This window comes from bacterium (assembly GCA_021372535.1).
Taxonomy (GTDB): Bacteria; Latescibacterota; Latescibacteria; order Latescibacterales; family Latescibacteraceae; genus JAFGMP01.
This window is the reverse complement of the sequence record JAJFUH010000165.1, coordinates 1-17,554: the sequence shown is the minus strand read 5'-3', so window position 1 is coordinate 17,554 and position 17,554 is coordinate 1. Positions and strand designations below refer to the sequence as shown.

Below are 17,554 nucleotides of genomic sequence, written 5' to 3'. Positions count from 1 at the left end.
TACCAGTGGAAATATGATATTTTGATTATATATTAGTTATCTACGCCTGATAATAATATAATACCAGCATAAAATCGGAGAATTCAGTGTTCTCTGTGGTAAGAACAATTATTCCGGGGTATGTATTATGGCTGCTCATCTCAATCGCAGGAAATTCATCAAGGCGGGAACTGCTTCGACGGTAGGAATGGCGCTGGCATCTTCAAAGAAGACCTTTGCCCAAGGGAAGAACGTGCGAGTCGGCGTGGTCGGCACCGGCAATCGCGGACGGTCGCTGCTCGGTGTCATGGCGGACATGGAGGGAGTCGAGTTTCCGGCCCTCTGTGACATCAATGTCGAGAATCTGACAATGGCTCAGGATATCGTGACAAAAACCGGCCGTCCGAAACCCGAGGGGTACTCTCAGAACGATCACATCTATGAAAAACTCATGGAACGTGACGACATCGATGCGGTTATAATCGCGACACCATGGCAGCTCCATACCCCGATGGCGGTTTACGGCATGAAGCACGGCAAGTATGTCGGCGTCGAAGTGCCCTGCGCGATCACTCTCGACCAGAGCTGGGATCTCGTGAAAACGCATGAACAGACCGGCGTCCCCTGCATGATGCTCGAGAACTGGAGCTTCAGGAGCGACAACCTTTCGGTGCTCAACATGGTGCGGCAGGGGCTGTTCGGCGAGATTGTCCACTGTCACTGCGCACACTCCCACGACTGCATAGACCACTGGTTTTTCGATCCCCAGGGGAATATCCGCTGGGGTGGGGAATTCCTCATCAACCGTAACTGCGACCAGTATCCGACTCACAGCCTCGGCCCTGTCATAAGCTGGCTCGATATCAACTGCGGCGACTATTTTGATTACATAACCTCGACCGCATCGGATTCCAAGGGAATCAACGCTTATTTCATACGGAAATTCGGGGCCGATCATCCCAACGCGAAACGAAAATACAAGCAGGGCGATATCGTCACTTCGGTTGTCCGGACGATCAAGGGGAAATCGATAGTCATCAACTACGACATGCAGCTCCCCCGCCCATACGACAACCGCTGGATGCTCCAGGGAACGCTCGGCATCTACAACGAGCAGCGAAATTCCCTCTATATAACCGACAAAAGCCCGGAATACCATCAGTGGGAGCCGTTTCCGCCCTACATGGAGCGGTACAACCATTTCTGGTATTCGGACAAGGAATGGACGGCGGGGCTCGAAAAAGGGCACGGCGGCACCGACTATCTCGAGCTTCTCCTGTTCCTCACCGCTGTGCGGAATAAAACGCAGACGCCAATCGATGTGTACGATTCGGTTATCATGAGCTGTATCGTCCCGCTGTCCGAGCAGTCCATCGCAAGCGGCAGCAAACCGGTCAAGTGTCCCGATTTCACGGGGGGCAGGTGGAAGACGAAAAAGCCGACTTTCGGGGTAAAAGCATAAATGATTATGACACATACCGGGGCCGGATAATTTTCCATTTAATCAGAGCATTATACCATATTTAAATAGTGAGCCCGAATTATTCATATTTCCGATTCGGGCTCATTTTATATATACGGGGGAGAAATGGTGGTGATTTCTGCGGTGAATCGAATCGTTATTTGACCGTAAGCTCCGCCGAGCGGATGGTGAATGCCCCGAAATAGCCCAGCGCACCGTTGCTGATGTTCGAAATGGGATTGCCGGGCAGTGTACCGAACGAGCTGTTGTCGCCCAGGGCACTGTCGAGCGTCATGAAAAAATCGTATATTCCTTCGTCAATGGTGAGCAGCTCGACCGTTATTACATCATCAATCTCGAAATCCTCGGTATCGAAGAAATAATAGTCGATTTTTTTACCGTCCGTCACCTTGTCGGAGAACCAGTAATTGCTGTCCGGAGTTATACCGCCCGGAGCTGTGCCGTTCCGGAAAAGCCGTATGCGATAGAAATTATCGATACCTTCGGGATCGGTCAGATAACAGTGGATTTCGAGCTCGTCTTCTTCATCGTAATCCTGCGACAGAGAATCGATCACCACGGCATGCTGCATGGTCGAAACCGCCGTGTACTCGACACCCTCGGCAAATACGTTCATCGTGTAGGTTTGTCCCTCGATTCCGCGGAGTTTTTCAGCAATATAGATGCCGGAAACGATTTCTTTCAGCGTATATACGTTACTCTCACTGTCGGATATGGTGACGAGAGCACCCGATACGGCCGGCAGAGTGGTCGGTTTGAAGAAATCGACCGTTTTGGATATTCTCACCATGGCCGGATCACGGTCGGTTACCGTTCCTTCTATGACGATACGCGGTTTGGTGTTTTTCAGTTTGACTTTAATGACATCCTCGGAACAGGAACATGCAAATAGGACCAGGAAGAGAACCGGAACAATCATAATGCCTTTCGGCAGTCCGGTCATGCACATCGGGATTATCGTTCTGTTTTTCATGAACATATATCCTCAATATTTGAAATTATAGGTAACTGACGGGAAAAAGGTGAACAGCGTCACCTTGACCGCTTCGGTATATTCGGGGTGTTTTTCATTGTCACGGAAATATATAAAAAACGCATTTTTACGGCCATAGGCATTGTACAGCGAGAAATTCCAGCTCGATTCATACCGCTTCGTTTTTTTCTTCGTGTATGTGAGTCCGAGATCGAGACGTTGGTAAGTGGGCATACGGTAACCGTTTCGCTCCGTGTAGAGGCTCACCGTATTATCCTCGATTATATATTTCCCGCTCGGGAAGGTTACGGCGTCCCCGGTATGGAACACCCATGATGCGGAAATCGTCCATTTGTCGTTGAGCACATAAGTACCGACACCGGCAACATCGTGAGTCCTGTCATGACGTGCGGGGAACGGTTTCCCGTTGTCGATTGCCGGGAATTTACGTTCGGTTCTTGCAAGTGTATATCCGAGCCAGCCGGTAAACTTACCGGTTTTCTTTTTCAGGAAATATTCGGTGCCATATGCCCGTCCCTTGCCGAATACGAGCTCGGCTTCGACGTGTTCGTTCAGGATAATCTCGGCGCCGGTTTTATAATCGACGAGTTTCTTCATATCCTTATAATAAGCTTCCACAGACATTTCGTATTTGTTTCCGGCAAGATTCCGAAACCAACCCGCCGATACCTGATCGGCTGTGCCGGGTTTGATGATGCTCGTACTCGGGTGCCAGATATCGAGCGGCGTGCTGGAAGTAAAATTCGACAGAAGGTGTATATACTGCATGTTCCTTGAATACGACAGTTTCACGGACTGCGACTGATCGATCATGTAATTTGCGGCAAGACGGGGTTCGGGTCCCCAGTAATTCTTGATCACCTTTCCTCGGCTGTATTTCCTCGAATCGAAAACATCACCGTATTCATCATAGGTAAATACCGTTCCGGGACCCAATACGGTGAACATTGAACACCGCAGGCCATAATTCACCTTGAGGCGATCATTCACATCGTATTCATGGGATGCATATGCCGCCGTTTCGTATGCATGTTTTTCTTCGAGTTTCAGGTTGTTGTACTCGCTGGTGCTGCTCGCGGAAAATTCCCCGGGCAGAAACCGGTGACGGATTACATTGAATCCGAATTTCATGGTATGTCCGGATCTGATGTAGTATTCGAAATCCTCCTTGAGATTGATATCCTTGATGGCTGATGTGATATCGATCATGGAGCCGCTGCTTTGGGCGCTGATCTGGTAATCGAATGTGCTGAGAATGAGGGAGGAGTTCAGAAACAGCCGGTCGTTGAACAGGTGATTCCACCGGACGGTCCCGGTAATATTACCCCAGTTAAAACCGAATTGGTCACGCTCCGAAAGCACATCTCTTCCGAAATACCCGGAAACAAAGAGGTGGTCGTTGTCCCCGAGCAGGTAATTCGCCTTCATATTCAGGTCGTAGAAATAGAGCTGTGTTCTCCGTAAATTTTCCTTGGAAGATAGTTTCCACAGCAGATCGGCGTAGGTTCTTCTCCCCGACAGAATGAAAGACCCTTTTCCGCCTGCGAGCGGTCCTTCGAGCGTCAGGCGCGAAGCAATAAGACCAATGCCCCCCGATGCGGATATATTCTTTGAATTGCCCTCTTTCATTTTAATGTCGAGCACCGAGGACAACCTGCCGCCGTATTCCGCAGGCAGGGCTCCCTTGATCATTTTTACGTCCTTGAGCGCATCGGAATTGAAGACCGAGAAGAATCCCATAAGATGAGAAGGATTGTACACGGGCGCCTCATCGAGGAGCACGAGGTTCTGGTCGGCATCTCCGCCGCGTACGAAGAATCCGCTGTTGCCCTCGCTCGCCTCGTGGACTCCGGGCATAAGCTGGAAGGTTTTCACGATGTCCTGCTCGCCGAACAGAATCGGCATCGTTTCCGCTTCCTTGGGATTCATCTGCGTCGTTCCCATCTCGGTCGAGGTGACAGTGGATTCTTCAGTCTCTCCCTTGACGACAATACCTTCCATGACAATGGTTTCTTCCGAAAGCTCGACATCGAGCTTGATATTTTTTTTGACCGTGAGCTTGACTTCCTTTGTTTTGTATCCAACATAACTGTACCGCATGGTATAGGTTCCCGATGGAATTGTCAGGGAATAGAATCCGTAATCGTTTGCGATTCCCCCTTTTTTAACCTCTACGGCATAAAAACTGGCGGCGACAAGCTCCTCTCCCGTGGCGGCATCACGAATATGCCCGCTGACAGTGAATGTCGACTGGGCGCGGGTAATTCCGGGGAAAAAAAGCAAAGCCGTGAGCAGCAGATACATCTTCATCTTTAGCGAATCTCCCATGTGATATAATAATGATACGAATGGTTATAAAGTGCCATGTAAAAATATCTTTTCAGGAATCGGATGCCTGAAGAATGTTCACATAGAAACAAATATAACGAGATTTTCCAATATGTCAAGAATTTTGTTATAAAATAAACAATATTTATATAAATATTATATTAGCGTACAATATGGCGGTGTTTTTGCCCTGTGTTTTAATGCTTTCATGTGGAGTTATCGGATGGAGATTTCGTTAAGCTTGCGTCGGAGTATGAATTCAAAGGCGTGTATCACCCGGCCCAAACTCACCCTTCCAGCCTCCCTCTCTACCCTGTAGAGAGGGAGGAGAAGCGGTGCGGAATAATCGGCGAGGCACAACCCTTGGGGCGGGATAGTTCAATAAAAATAAATCCGAGTAATCTCCTTTAATCCTCGTTGCTATTGAAAATTTTTTTACACGGGATTATGTGTGTCCTCGTATTCCCGTAAGTTTTTTTCCTCTTCACGCATCAAAATGATGCGACACTTTCCCGCCCCGTTCGATCATGCGGTCGAGGGCAAGCAGGTTGAGCATGAGATGACGCGGATGGTGGAAATTCTCGATACGGTCGTACTTGGGGTTGAATGTCGCTTTACGGTCGGTGTAGCACATCCAGAGCGGAAAACCGTACTGCCGCTGATCGAGCTTTTCCCCGATATACCGGTTCGTCTGCGTAAACCACCGTTTAGCCCATTCGGCTCCGGTATGTTCGATGACCATCATGGTGCCGATAAGGACCTCGTCATGGAGCCACAGCGCCTTGGTCGTATTCCAGATGTTTTTGTCGACATGGAGGAGTTCGAGCAGCTCGCCGCCGTACACATCGTCCCAGAACACCTCTATCTGACGTTTCAGCCGCTCGGCACAGGTGTCGAAGAGCTGACGGTCCTTGTTGTCGAGCGCCCGTTCCATGACCATCCACATTCCTTCCTGTCCATGCCCGAGAACCACCTGCCCGTGATCGTTGTCGATACGGGTGAGATCATAGTTCAGGTACTCGTTGAACAGCCGGTAGTCGGGATTAAAGTGATAATTCATGATTGCATCCTGGCAACGGTCGGCGATGGCTTTCACTTCGGCGTCCGCACGTTTCCGGAGCATCTGGGTGGTGAGCCTGAGCACAAGCATCCAGTGACCGAGGATTCTCGTCCGGGGAACACCCGGCTTGTTCACATTCGTCCCGGCGGAGCCGAACGAATTTGGGTCATACCCGCCCTGTGAGCCGCCCGGAACATCCTGTCCCGGCGGAATTGCGCCGAACCCGGGTCTCGAATCATAGATATGCATCATTTTCAGGAGCAGTTCCTTGGCAATGTCCCAGTACCGTTCATCGCCCGAAGCCTGAGAGTATTCCTGAAGCCCCGTGGCAACGAACAGATCGCTGTAGATCACGGTATCGGGTCCTCCGACAGGCTTTCCCTCGCGGGTGAACCATGAATTCCAGAGGGAATCGTCCGGCGGTCTGGTCTTGAGAATGAACTCGACAGCCTTGCGGGCGACTTCGAGATACTCCGGTTTTTTATCGACATGGTTATAGAGGAACGAGTACACCCAGATGCCGCGGCCCTCGTACCATGTCCGTTTGTTGACGTTCGTGTGGGTGCCGTCCGGTGTGGCATTGCACATGAAACCGCCCAACTCGTGGTCGATAACCATTTTATCCATTGCGGGGAGAAAAACATCGAAGAGCTCGGACCTGAACTGGCTCCGGAGGTCCTCAAGACTCATACCGTCAATGTCCCCGATGACATCGGCAGCGGGCACAACATGCACCGGCTCCTTACCGCAGGAAAGCCCGGCCGCCGCCGCGCCCGTTCCGGCGGATACACTCAGAAATGCTCGTCTGTCCATACTTCACCTTTGCATGAAAGAGGGAAATAATAGTGTTATGTGCCAATAACCACATGAATCGGAAATAATCACCCGTTCGAGCGCCTTCTGTTTCTGACTGACGTCCGTATTGTCCTCAGTATTCCCTGGATGCTGTCCGGCAGCAGGAGATAAAGATAATAGAGCATATGAATTCCCGCACCCCAAAGAGCGTTCAGCGGGTCGGTTTCAAAGGCCTGTGATATTAAAGGGAGCGATGGCCTGATCCGTCCCGTTCCGGCAAGTATGTATCGCGCCCCGACAAGGCAGGCGTTGCTCATCGCTCTTTTACGGAAACGGGGCGATGTAAAAGGATAAGGCAGGTCCGGCAGGCTGAAGAATTTCCTGTTTACCGCGACTTTCGCTTCACCCATGTCGATCTGACGGGTCAGGCCCGGGCTCAGACGGCAGAAGGCGAGGTGCAGGGGCGCATACCGTATCACGCCGTCGGCAAGACCAATCCTCAGCCACAGCTCATGATCTTTTCCGTTGCGGAACTCCTGATCGAGCCATCCGACCTTTTCCAGAATCGACCGTCTCATGAACGATGAGGGCTGGCAGATGATATGATCGCACTTTTTCACGGCATAAACGAAATCCCACCGCCGGGGCTTGATGATTCCGGATACAGCCCGCCCCTCCTCCGAGATCGCCGTATAATCGCCGTACACAACATCGACTTCGGGATTCTCTCCGAGAAACTCTACCGCTTTACCGACCGCATCGGGAACAACATACACATCATCGGCATTGAGCCATGCAAGAATATCGCCGGTGCTCATGCGCCAGCCCTTGTTGATGGCATCGGCATGTCCCTCGTCCGGCTCGGAAATCCATCGGATGCTGTCGCCGTAGCCGCCGAGGATTTCAGCCGTGTTGTCCGTCGAGCCGCCGTCCACGACAATACATTCGATGTGTGGATAGTCCTGACCGAGCACGCTCTCGATGGTGGGAACGAGGTAATGCGCCCTGTTCAGGCAGGGAATCACGACCGAAACGAGGGGATTCGGGTCACGTGTCATTGTTTGGGCCTTGTACGAACTGACGGCTCTCTGAACACGGCAAAATATCCTGTCACGGTACCATGAGCACCAGTCAGCCCGGATTATATGTGAAAATATTATTGCTTCGGCGATTAAACAGTGATATCGGATGACGTCATGCCGAACTTGTTTCGGCATCTATTCCTGCTATTGGTATCATTATTTATCCGCCGGAGCAATAACCACGAAGACACAAGGGCACAAATATATATAATCTATTATTTATACTATCTTTAGTAACTATTATATGTCAATACCTCAAAAGATATAATAAAAAAACAAATCAGCGAAAATCCGTCCGATCAGCGAAAATCCACGTTCTATTTAAATTATGAATAGACCGGATCAGCGTTCGACGGTTAATTTTTCAGCAGTCCGCGGATTTTACGGATTTTTTCCTGCCACCGGACCGGGAGCATGTAAAACAGCACCCAGAGCTTGAACACGGCAATAATATAAAAGGTATTGAACGGATCAGCGGCAATTGCCTTTTTGACATGACGCATCGATAATCGGAGGCTTCGTGTGCTGACCCATGTATAAACACCGCTGATAAGATACGTATTGCTCACAGCCCGGCGCCTGAATCGCGGCGAGTTGAAGGGATATGGCAGATCGGGCTGACTGAAGAACTTCTCCGTAATCGCAATCTTGGCCTCGCCCATGTCGGATTGCTGGCTGAGGCCTTTACACCTGCGAACCTGTGCGAAGAGCAGGGGAGCATACCGTATTGTTCCGGCACGGCCGATTCTCAGCCAGAGTTCATGATCTTTCCCGTTGCGGAATTCCGGATCGAGCCATCCAACCTTTTCGAGAATCGAACGCCGGATGAACGAAGCGGGCTGGGTAATCATCGGAACGCAGTGTTTGACGGCGTAAACCAGGTCCCACCGAGGGGGTTTGATAATATCGGAAATGACGTTACCATCGTCGCCGATGGTCATGTAATCGCCATATACCACATCGACACCGGGGTTGGCACGCATGAATTCGGCAGCTCCGCCCACAGCGCCGGGCAGTACGTAGAGATCATCCGCATTGAGCCACGCAAGAATGTCGCCCGTGCTCATGCGCCAGCCCTTGTTGATGGCATCGGCATGACCGCCATCGGGCTCGGAAATCCACCGGATACGGTCGCCGTAGCCTTCGAGAATACCGGTTGTGCCGTCCTTCGAGCCGCCGTCCACAACGATGCACTCTATGCGGGGATAATCCTGACGGAGGACGCTTTCTATGGTAGGCACCAGGTAATGTGCCCTGTTGAGACAGGGGATGACGACAGACACGAGCGGCAGGTTGAAAATGGCTCCGGATTCACTGTCCGACATACAATCTCCCGAAATACATGTTCAGTTTTTGCGTGAAACGGGTAGGGAGTAAAAACAGAGGTTAAGGCAGAATTTTACCGGAACGGGAATTTATCCCTTCTGCGCCTTATTCACTTGCTGCTCTATCCATTCGTACGTTTTTTCGAGGCCCATTCGTAAAGGCCGGGTCGGTTTCCACCCGAGTTTTTCGTATATGAGCCTGTTATCCGACTTCCTGCCGCGGACTCCGAGAGGTCCTGTAATATGTTTTTTGGTCAGCTTTTTTCCGGCGATGTCCATGATCATGTCGGCGAGCCGGTTGATGGAAACCATCTCCTCCGAACCGATATTGACCGGCCCTGTCCAGCCGGAGTTCATGAGCAGTGAAACACCATCGAGACATTCGTCGATATACAGGAATGACCGTGTCTGTTCGCCGTCACCCCAGATTTCGATCTCACCGCCGTCCGGCGCCATGGCAATTTTCCTGCACAGGGCGGCCGGGGCTTTTTCACGGCCCCCGGTCCATGTTCCCTCGGGACCGAAAACGTTATGGAAGCGGGAAATACGGACATCCATGCCGTAATTGCGGTGAAATGAAAGATAAATGTGTTCGCTGAACAGTTTTTCCCAGCCGTATTCGCTGTCCGGATAGGCCGGGTAGGCGGAATCTTCCGCGCAGTTGGGGTTGAGGGGGTCTACCTGATTGAACTTTGGATAAATACACGCCGATGAAGAATAGAATATCCTTCCGACATCTCTTTTCGAGCATATATCGAGTATATTCAGATTGATAAGAGCCGAATTGTGCATGATATCGGCATCGTTCTCGCCGGTGAAAACATATCCGGCTCCGCCCATGTCCGCGGCAAGCTGGTAAACCTCATCAAACCGGCAATCGACAGCATTTTCGCACACATGCGGATCACGGAGATCGCCAATGATAAAATCGTCCGCTTCCGTTTCGCCGAATTCCGGGTATTTGAGGTCGATACCCCGAACCCGGAATCCTTCACGTTTTAACCGTTTCACAAGGTGACTTCCGATAAAACCGCCCGCTCCGCAGACAAGCGCCTGTTTCATGTAATTCCCCTTAGTGGGCAGTGAAAAAGCATCTTTTTCACGCCCCCGATAACAAAATGTATTGTCTGTTCGCTGTCAAGGGCATGTAAATCGGCACTTCGTACCGACCATTGACAGCTTGTTTTCCCGAAAACGGTGTTTCCCGCGAGCTTCTCATTGAACAGGTAATTACGCATTGAATACTGTCATCATGCAGACATTCAACGTTATTATTATCATTGACCTTATCATTCCGTTGAACGTAATGAAAAATATAGTCGCTCACCGGTAATTTCCAAGCATTTTCTTTTCTCCGGAGGCCATAATATTCCCGATGTGTTTTTTATGCACATGTTCTGCAGTTTCGATATATCACATGACGGCAAGCCCCGAACCGTCTTCTTTACGGCTGACGAGCAGGTTTTTTCAGCCGTATATCTTCACGCCGACCTTTGACGCAGTGCCCTCGATAAAGGCTTTTACGCCGGGATATTCCTCCGATGGCAGGTGTTCGAGAAACAGTGTGCGCGGCCATGCCATCCGGCTCAGGCGGACCAGATAGGTCTCGTAATCCATGACGCCTTTTCCGGGGGCGACCTCGGTCACATACACGAGCATCTTGTCAGGGAGAATATAGGGGTCCTTCGCATGACAGCCGAGAATCTTCTCGCCGAGCTTGTCGAAACACTCGTCGAGGAGTTCGGTGGTATGATAGTAATTTGCAAGGGACACCATGTTGGTCGGATCGAGGCATACCGCGCACCGCGGATCGCCCACATCCTCGATGAGCCTGAGATGAGCCTTGACCCCGTCGAGATTCGTTGTCACAACTGCTTCCATGCCGAGGGACGCCTTCATACCTGCCGTGTCGCGGAGAATCTGACTGTATGTTTTCACTGTGAGTTTCCACGTTTCCGCGGTCCAGTTACCGGGGTGAATACCGATGAAGCTATCAGGATGGCAACTTCCGGTAACCGATGTGACCATGAGGCACCCGATACGTTCGGCGACCTCGATGCTTTCGGTGACATATCTGATGGCTTTTTTACGGATTTCCGGGTCGGGATGAAGCTGATTCGACCAGGTCATCACATCGAAAATGGTCACATCGTATTTTTTGCAGGCCGCTCTGAGCTCTGTAATTTCTGCATCGGTCGCGTCGAGCAGGGGATTTCTCGCATCCTTGTTTGTGGCGGTTGAAGCCGAGGTATAGCCGCTCTCGCGGATATGTTTCACCATTTCGGTCATGCTCTGGTTCTGAGGGTAGTGAATCCTCAGATCGGAACAGGCCAGACGAACCGGGGTCTTGCCGGGTGTCAGATTGCGCTTGAGATTTTCATCCGGGCCCGGTGGCCATGCATGCGACGGGCGAATACCCGTCGGTGAAAGTATAACGCCTGCCGCCGCTGCTCCTGCGCCGATGGCTTTTCTCCGTGTCATTCCGGAAACCATGGTAGTACCTCCTGTAATACGTGAATGACAACTCTATCTGCAGTGGTGATTGACATGCCGCATTTTAAGAAATCCGTGTTCTGTTCAATGCCGGGAAATGTTCATGAATTCCGATCGATTCACCGGCTGAGTTTACCCGTATAGAGAGGTTCCGATATCGGTTCCCCGCGTTCCCCGGTATAGTCGAGCCTGATACCCTTTTCATGAGAAATGACGCAGCCAGCGGTCGGCGGCAGGGAGCCTTCGAGGAGTTCACGGTTTTTCCAGATCGAAGCGTTCCCCGCTTCTATGACCGCGCAGGGCAGTATCTGGGAAGAGCCGTCGATGAATGTGCCCTTTACCGCCTCGTGTTTTTCTCCCTTCATCATTACCCGCGCAACGGCAGTGAAAAAGGCGGTGATGGCATCCATTCCGTAGCCGCAATAGCTGTCGATTGCGCCGTCATGGAGCGAATAGACCTCGCGGAAAAAGTGCGTGTTCGATGTTCGCTGAGACAGTGCGTCCGGTGGACCCTGAGGGCCGTGCTTGCCGACCCAGTACACGAGCCCCCGGTTCTGCTGGTCGCTTTCGACCTTTCCGTTTGCGCCGACTATTTCATGCCCCTGATTGACCGTGACACCGCAGAACTCGGGAGGGGTGATCCAGTTGTTCTCATAGGTAACCCTGGCGCCGCTGTCATAAGTGACATCGATCACGGTGGAGTCGAGAACATCTATGCCGTACGACGGCAGGAGAAGGTTTTTCTGTCCGTGCCCCGATACGTGAACGGGACGGAACGTGTAGTCGCCTTCCCCGGTGCGCCCGTACATGTTCTGGAACAGCGAGACCCAGTGAATACCGACATATCCGAAGGGCGTTTCGCGCACAGGCTGATGTTTGCCCTCCTCGGCGATCCATTTGAAAGTGGATGTCGAAACCTCGAGGGGTTCTTCGAGATACGCCCGGCCGTAATTGATGGGACCGATCAGGGGAAGCAGCCTGCGGGCTATGAATATGTGGTCGGGATCGTATTCCTTATGGTTGTCGCTGCCGAGGAGCAGGCCGTTCGTTTCGGCGGTCGCTACAAGCTCCATCACCTCGGAGACACGGAGAGAGAGGGGTTTTTCCACAATAACGTGGACGCCGTGAGCGAGCGCGAATCGTGCAGGCTCATAGTGAAGGTTGTCGGGCGTTGCCACCACGAGTATGTCGGGATGCTCTTCCTCGATGATCGGTATCCAGCATTTTTCGCCGTAGTAACTTTTTGGCCGGGAACCCGTGGATTTCTCGAACTGATCCGATGCCCGATCTGCCGACTGCCTGCTCCGGGTTCCCAAAGCCGTCATGGTGAATGTTACATCGGCGAGCTCCCGCGCATGCTTCGCATAGCCGATTCTTCCCAGAAACGGAGAAACACCGTACCTGACTATACTCTCCACGCTCCGGCCAACCTCGTGCGCCCCGAACATCCCGAATCCGACCTGTGCCACTTTCAGCGATGTTTTACTCATGGTTTTTTCTCCCGGTTATTATATATGACTGGTTTTGTTTTCTCTGTAATATATGAAAATATATGGTACTTCTCATTATCATGCAGGATTTTTGAAAAATTATTCCGGTTTATGCATAAACCCGCTATCCTCAATCCCTTTTCCCTGAAAAGGAGATAAAGGAATTTGTTGCAGCTCCGGCAGTTACCTTCCCCCGGAGCGGTGACGGTGTCATAACTCACCACGCCACGCTCGCTCGTCTTTGTTTCGCTCTTCATACTGTCGCTCTTTCGCAACGGAGCGGAAATGACGTAAAAAGACGTGACGTTTTGAAAAGCGCGGTTTTTTTTAATTTTTCATACCCTAAAGGAATTATTGGGGATAATCATTTACTTCACTGCCGGTCGTATCGTCAGCGTCACTGTTGACGCAGACACTGGTTCCGAAAGAACAATTCCGATTCTCGTCGGGAACCGCTTCGATGGCAGGTCTTCCCGCAGCTGCCCGGCTTGAACGGTATATTTCCGGCCGCCGGTATCGATGGAGACAGTCACCGCAGTATCGCCGTTCCGGACAAGCAGGGAACCGTCCGGCTGCTGATGCCATTCGTCGAAAGTGACGAGAGCGGTCTCGAACGCCTGCGGCGTGGAACATTCCATCCGGTCGGTGACCGTGAGGTATCCCCGGAGTTCCCGCGAGTAGACGAATGTCCGCTCGAGGGTTTCGAGCCCGGGAACCTCATAGGCAGAGGAAAGATCGAATACAAGGGTGTCCTCATCATCGGTGAAACGCTTCGAGACCACACGGGCGCGGGCATCCTCACCGGTTTTCTGGAGCATACCGCCGATACGCGGAACCGGGTGACCGAAGGAATTGAGTACGGTGCTTTCATACCGATTGGGACTGAATGTCCGCGATGTATATATCTCGGAGCCGGGATCGAGCAGGAGCGTCTTTCCATCGAGTACCACCACATACGATCCCACATCGTTGTGGTTGTGGTGTTCGTTGTTGTGTCCGCCTTTGAGGGCAACCGCGAGGCTGCCGGTCTCCACGGGAGGCCGTCCGATCAGCACACCGGCCTGTTCGAACCAGTGCCGCCTCTCGCGCGGCTGCGCTGCGGACGAAACCGACGATTTATCGGACAATGGATCCGATACCTCGAAAAGCGCGAGCTCGTACAACGTTCCACCCGCGGAACGTGCAACACTTTCCCACTTGTTATCGCTAAAACCGTACCGGCGGTTGAGAAAACGCATGAACCGGGGGTTGGGGAATGCATCGATCGCGCAGTCCGCGAACGCCGGATAGACTCCTGTGGTGATTTCGAGATTTGCGGGGAATTGAGCGATACGGCGTACCTTATCGTTTTCGAGGAGGTCCCATGAGCCGCCGGTCGCCTGTTTGATCACCCCGGAGAGCATGATATAGTGGCCAAATCCGTAATTCCAGTAGCCGAGACCCTCCGAGCAGTAACCGTCGTCCGTGAAACCCGAGAGGTAATTGGGGATGTACCGCTCCACACCCAGAAGGAACCATGCCCGCTCCTCACGGGATTCGATCATGGCCAGCGCGGCGCCCGCTGTGCCGCAGAGGCAGACGCTGTTCCAGTTGTTCGTCGTGGTCATCCACCACGTGAGGTCTTTACCAGTCTGCACCATGGTGAGAAACGGGACGAACACTCTGCGCCGGACTTCCGCTCCCATGAGACGGCGGACATCGGGGCTGAGGCGGTCACCGAGAATAGAGAGGACGGTAGCCAGAGTCAGGGAGGTTGTTGCCTGTCCAAGGTCGATTTCCACCTTCCTGCCGTAAAAATTGTCGAGATCGCGGTCGTGAGCCGGAAGTACCCATGTCCTTTCAGAGCAGACCGCCCGGATGTATCGCTCGAGAACGGGCAGGAACCTTCCCCGGTTATCGATGCACTCGGCGATGGTGAAAAGGGTGAGCCTCGACCGGCGCAAACTTTGAGGCGCCTGATAATTGGTACGGTTCCCGTTCCGCGAGAACTCCAGAAAAAGGCTGTCAGGAAGCTCCGGGACGGGGAGGCTTGCGTTTTTTTCGGCCTCGGAGACTACCGTGCCGAACGCTGGTATTGCCGCGACCCGTTCCCACGCGGCGCGATCGCCAATGGGGTGACCGAAACCATGAGGCTTTTCTTCGAGCATGGCAGCAAATTCGCGGAGACGGCGGGCGGTTTCGTCATCACCTGCGGCAGTCTGCCCCTGGACAACCGGAGCAAGGAGCAGGAATGCGGGAAGTATCAGCAGCATCATACGGTTCATGGCGGCTCCCGTTTCGAAAGTGTGTTGAATGAACAAACCGAACGGCCTTGATTACCGGCTGACTGCGATAATGTCTTTGCCGTATTCATTCATACAGTCGGGGCATATCCCTGATTGTGTCGTGTATTCGGGAAGTACGTACCTTTAAATTCATACTCCGACGCAAGCGTCGAGGGATTTCGGTTACATTGTAGAAATTCATAACTATTGAAAATCCTGTGCGCGAATGAATATTGCGTACTTCCATCTCTTTTGGCAAGAATTTTCTGTTTGCCTGTGCAGGCGTTATCCATGATTTTAGGGTTACCGGTAGATTTTTGTATGTATGAACGGGACATCTCGTTCCGGATTCACGAGAGGTATTTGAAAGACGATGAAAAGAATTTTGACCGTGTTCTGGCTGCTCGTGCTTGTCTTGTCGGGTATGGATTATGCCGCCTGCGCACTGTTTTGCCGGAAAGTCAATCGCTTTTTCATGAACAGGGAAGTCAGGGAATCGGATGCGGCGGTCGTTTTTTTCGGCGATAACGACCATGAGTACCATATGGGACCGGAAACGCTCAGACGGGCGGAACATGCGCTGGAACTGTACAGAAAAGAATCCATCCGCGCCATTATCTGCGTCGGAGGCGGGAACCTCGTGAAAAAACGGGGGATATCGGGCGCGCAGATGATGAGAAACTACTTCACTGAAAACGGTGTGCCCGGGGAATGTGTTCTGTACGACACAGTATCGTATGATTCGTTCTCGAACTGGAACGAGGCATATGCCATGATCGTATCGCATGGATGGAAAAGGATTGTACTGGTCAGCTCGCCGCTGCATCTTTACCGGCTGTCACGCTTTACCGGTGACGGAACGCTCGACCTTTTCTATTCGCCCTGGTCGCCAGACTGTTCACTGACATTGAAGAATTACCGGTACCTCAGGGGCTGGATACACCATGAATGGCTGGCATATACCGCCTTCGCGGTTCTGCCCGAACCATACTACCGTAAAGCGCTCTTTGTGATACGAACATGGTAGGGGATGGTTTTACAGCCTCGAAACCGGTTCAGAGGCAAGGACAGACGGCCCAGTGAGTGAAGGAAAAACTGCATGTTGTTTGCTTGTATCCGTCCCGTTCCGGTTTGACCAGCTTATTTCTGTATATCATCCCTGACCGAAAAGTAGAGCATTTTCACCTGGTCTGTCTTCGACTGGTTGATATTGGAATGGTTGGTCTTGCCGTCCGGGGGTATCATATACGCCGTTCCGGGTGGCTGGAAACGGATCTGTTTCCCGAGCCATGCGATATTATCGCCGTAAACCGTTGTCCAGACCTCTTCGCATCCCTTCACATGGACATGAGGATGGCCTATGGTCATGGGATCGAGGGTAAGCGTGATGACCGCATGGAGAGTCGAAAATCCGTTGGCGTGCACCAGAAGGTCCTTTTCCTGGTAGCTCCAGTGACCGACACCGCTGTTGAAGGGTGTTTCCGCCTCGCTCTTCACAAAGATATCTTTGCGGGGAGTGAAGCCGGGCTGCACTGGTTCGCAGATAAGATACATGGTGAGCGGCTCGTCGCCGGTGTTTGTCATGATGAATTTGAGGTTTTCCGGCACGAGGAAACAGATGCCTTCATAGAGATCGTAGGTTTTCCCGCCTCCGGTGATGGTACCTTTCCCCGAAATGATATAAAATGCTTCCTGCTCGCCTTTCAGCATGGTCGGCGCAGTCGTCGTATGAGCGTAAAGGGTTGCGTGGACGAAACGGTTGATGTATTCGAGAACAGCGCCTTTACGGGGAGGATTGAGCTGGTTGCCCTTTGTGAGGATATCGCGCTCGATGAGCGAGCCGTGCGAATGCCTCGGATTGGAATCCTTCCAGCTTGCCATAAACAGATCGATATCGGGGTCCTTCGCGGGATCATAGGGACTCCCGTCGAGCTCCTGACAGAATGCGGCCGCCGAAACTGTGAATAGAAAAATCAGAGCTGCCGTGAGCGTTTTATAAACCATGGTGGTGACTCCTCATGAAAGATTGTTGTCATCCGGAGTTTTACCGGCTCTTAAACATAGACATACAGTACTGAAAAATCAAGCTGCCCTTTAATTATTGCTCCGGCGATTAAACGGTGAAATATATTTCGGAAATTGAGCCCTATAAAGGTGATTCGATACAATCTGTGTAACTGCGCACCAAGCCGTCATTCCCGCGAAAGCGGGAATCCATGTTTTTTTACTTCCGGTATCATTCTTTATTCGCCGGAGCAATA

The 17,554-nt window shown here is 51.9% G+C and carries 12 protein-coding genes; 2 read left to right on the top strand and 10 right to left on the bottom strand.

All coding sequences use genetic code 11. From position 1 onward, the window contains the following. The first annotated feature begins 127 nt into the window (after window positions 1-127). Window positions 128-1,441, top strand: coding sequence for a Gfo/Idh/MocA family oxidoreductase (locus LLG96_14590; GenBank protein MCE5251438.1), 1,314 nt, complete (start codon window positions 128-130; stop codon window positions 1,439-1,441). Window positions 1,442-1,598: 157 nt separating this feature from the next. Here the strand turns inward: LLG96_14590 and LLG96_14585 are convergent, their stop codons facing one another. The 9 genes from LLG96_14585 to LLG96_14545 all read right to left on the bottom strand — a co-directional run bounded on the left by LLG96_14585 (window position 1,599) and on the right by LLG96_14545 (window position 15,293). Then, window positions 1,599-2,435 carry a DUF4249 domain-containing protein gene (locus LLG96_14585; GenBank protein MCE5251437.1) on the bottom strand — a complete coding sequence of 279 codons (837 nt, stop codon included), beginning with the start codon at window positions 2,433-2,435 and terminating at the stop codon, window positions 1,599-1,601. Window positions 2,436-2,447: 12 nt separating this feature from the next. Next, a complete protein-coding gene (locus tag LLG96_14580) occupies window positions 2,448-4,766 on the bottom strand; it encodes a TonB-dependent receptor (GenBank protein ID MCE5251436.1) in 2,319 nt (772 codons plus the stop codon). Window positions 4,767-5,268: 502 nt separating this feature from the next. Next, window positions 5,269-6,657 carry an AGE family epimerase/isomerase gene (locus LLG96_14575; GenBank protein MCE5251435.1) on the bottom strand — a complete coding sequence of 463 codons (1,389 nt, stop codon included), beginning with the start codon at window positions 6,655-6,657 and terminating at the stop codon, window positions 5,269-5,271. A gap of 68 nt (window positions 6,658-6,725) precedes the next feature. Next, the gene (locus LLG96_14570; protein MCE5251434.1) at window positions 6,726-7,697 is read right to left on the bottom strand and encodes a glycosyltransferase; all 972 of its coding nucleotides are present in this window, start codon (window positions 7,695-7,697) and stop codon (window positions 6,726-6,728) included. Window positions 7,698-8,077: 380 nt separating this feature from the next. After that, on the bottom strand, window positions 8,078-9,046 hold the full coding sequence (locus LLG96_14565) for a glycosyltransferase (GenBank protein MCE5251433.1): 969 nt from the start codon (window positions 9,044-9,046) through the stop codon (window positions 8,078-8,080). A 90-nt stretch (window positions 9,047-9,136) separates the two neighbouring features. Continuing rightward, window positions 9,137-10,108 (bottom strand): NAD-dependent epimerase/dehydratase family protein, encoded by a 972-nt coding sequence (locus LLG96_14560; GenBank protein MCE5251432.1) that lies wholly within the window; start codon window positions 10,106-10,108, stop codon window positions 9,137-9,139. A gap of 405 nt (window positions 10,109-10,513) precedes the next feature. Next, window positions 10,514-11,539, bottom strand: coding sequence for a sugar phosphate isomerase/epimerase (locus LLG96_14555; GenBank protein MCE5251431.1), 1,026 nt, complete (start codon window positions 11,537-11,539; stop codon window positions 10,514-10,516). A 119-nt stretch (window positions 11,540-11,658) separates the two neighbouring features. Continuing rightward, complete coding sequence (locus LLG96_14550; protein MCE5251430.1) at window positions 11,659-13,029, bottom strand: Gfo/Idh/MocA family oxidoreductase; 1,371 nt, start codon at window positions 13,027-13,029, stop codon at window positions 11,659-11,661. Between the two features lie 368 nt (window positions 13,030-13,397). Beyond that, window positions 13,398-15,293 (bottom strand): heparinase II/III family protein, encoded by a 1,896-nt coding sequence (locus LLG96_14545; GenBank protein ID MCE5251429.1) that lies wholly within the window; start codon window positions 15,291-15,293, stop codon window positions 13,398-13,400. Window positions 15,294-15,666: 373 nt separating this feature from the next. On the opposite strand from LLG96_14545, the gene LLG96_14540 reads away from it, so the two are divergent. Beyond that, the gene (locus LLG96_14540) at window positions 15,667-16,320 is read left to right on the top strand and encodes a YdcF family protein (protein MCE5251428.1); all 654 of its coding nucleotides are present in this window, start codon (window positions 15,667-15,669) and stop codon (window positions 16,318-16,320) included. A gap of 113 nt (window positions 16,321-16,433) precedes the next feature. Here the strand turns inward: LLG96_14540 and LLG96_14535 are convergent, their stop codons facing one another. Continuing rightward, on the bottom strand, window positions 16,434-17,297 hold the full coding sequence (locus LLG96_14535; protein ID MCE5251427.1) for a cupin domain-containing protein: 864 nt from the start codon (window positions 17,295-17,297) through the stop codon (window positions 16,434-16,436). Between the last annotated feature and the right edge of the window lie 257 nt (window positions 17,298-17,554).

What these genes read in the sequence shown, in the direction of transcription:
- LLG96_14545 (MCE5251429.1), bottom strand. Translation starts at nt 15,293, where the DNA reads ATGAACCGTATGATGCTGCTGATACTTCCCGCATTCCTGCTCCTTGCT.
- LLG96_14550 (MCE5251430.1), bottom strand. Translation starts at nt 13,029, where the DNA reads ATGAGTAAAACATCGCTGAAAGTGGCACAGGTCGGATTCGGGATGTTC.
- LLG96_14560 (MCE5251432.1), bottom strand. Translation starts at nt 10,108, where the DNA reads ATGAAACAGGCGCTTGTCTGCGGAGCGGGCGGTTTTATCGGAAGTCAC.
- LLG96_14555 (MCE5251431.1), bottom strand. Translation starts at nt 11,539, where the DNA reads ATGGTTTCCGGAATGACACGGAGAAAAGCCATCGGCGCAGGAGCAGCG.
- LLG96_14575 (MCE5251435.1), bottom strand. Translation starts at nt 6,657, where the DNA reads ATGGACAGACGAGCATTTCTGAGTGTATCCGCCGGAACGGGCGCGGCG.
- LLG96_14590 (MCE5251438.1), top strand. Translation starts at nt 128, where the DNA reads ATGGCTGCTCATCTCAATCGCAGGAAATTCATCAAGGCGGGAACTGCT.
- LLG96_14540 (MCE5251428.1), top strand. Translation starts at nt 15,667, where the DNA reads ATGAAAAGAATTTTGACCGTGTTCTGGCTGCTCGTGCTTGTCTTGTCG.
- LLG96_14570 (MCE5251434.1), bottom strand. Translation starts at nt 7,697, where the DNA reads ATGACACGTGACCCGAATCCCCTCGTTTCGGTCGTGATTCCCTGCCTG.
- LLG96_14580 (MCE5251436.1), bottom strand. Translation starts at nt 4,766, where the DNA reads ATGAAGATGTATCTGCTGCTCACGGCTTTGCTTTTTTTCCCCGGAATT.
- LLG96_14535 (MCE5251427.1), bottom strand. Translation starts at nt 17,297, where the DNA reads ATGGTTTATAAAACGCTCACGGCAGCTCTGATTTTTCTATTCACAGTT.
- LLG96_14565 (MCE5251433.1), bottom strand. Translation starts at nt 9,046, where the DNA reads ATGTCGGACAGTGAATCCGGAGCCATTTTCAACCTGCCGCTCGTGTCT.
- LLG96_14585 (MCE5251437.1), bottom strand. Translation starts at nt 2,435, where the DNA reads ATGAAAAACAGAACGATAATCCCGATGTGCATGACCGGACTGCCGAAA.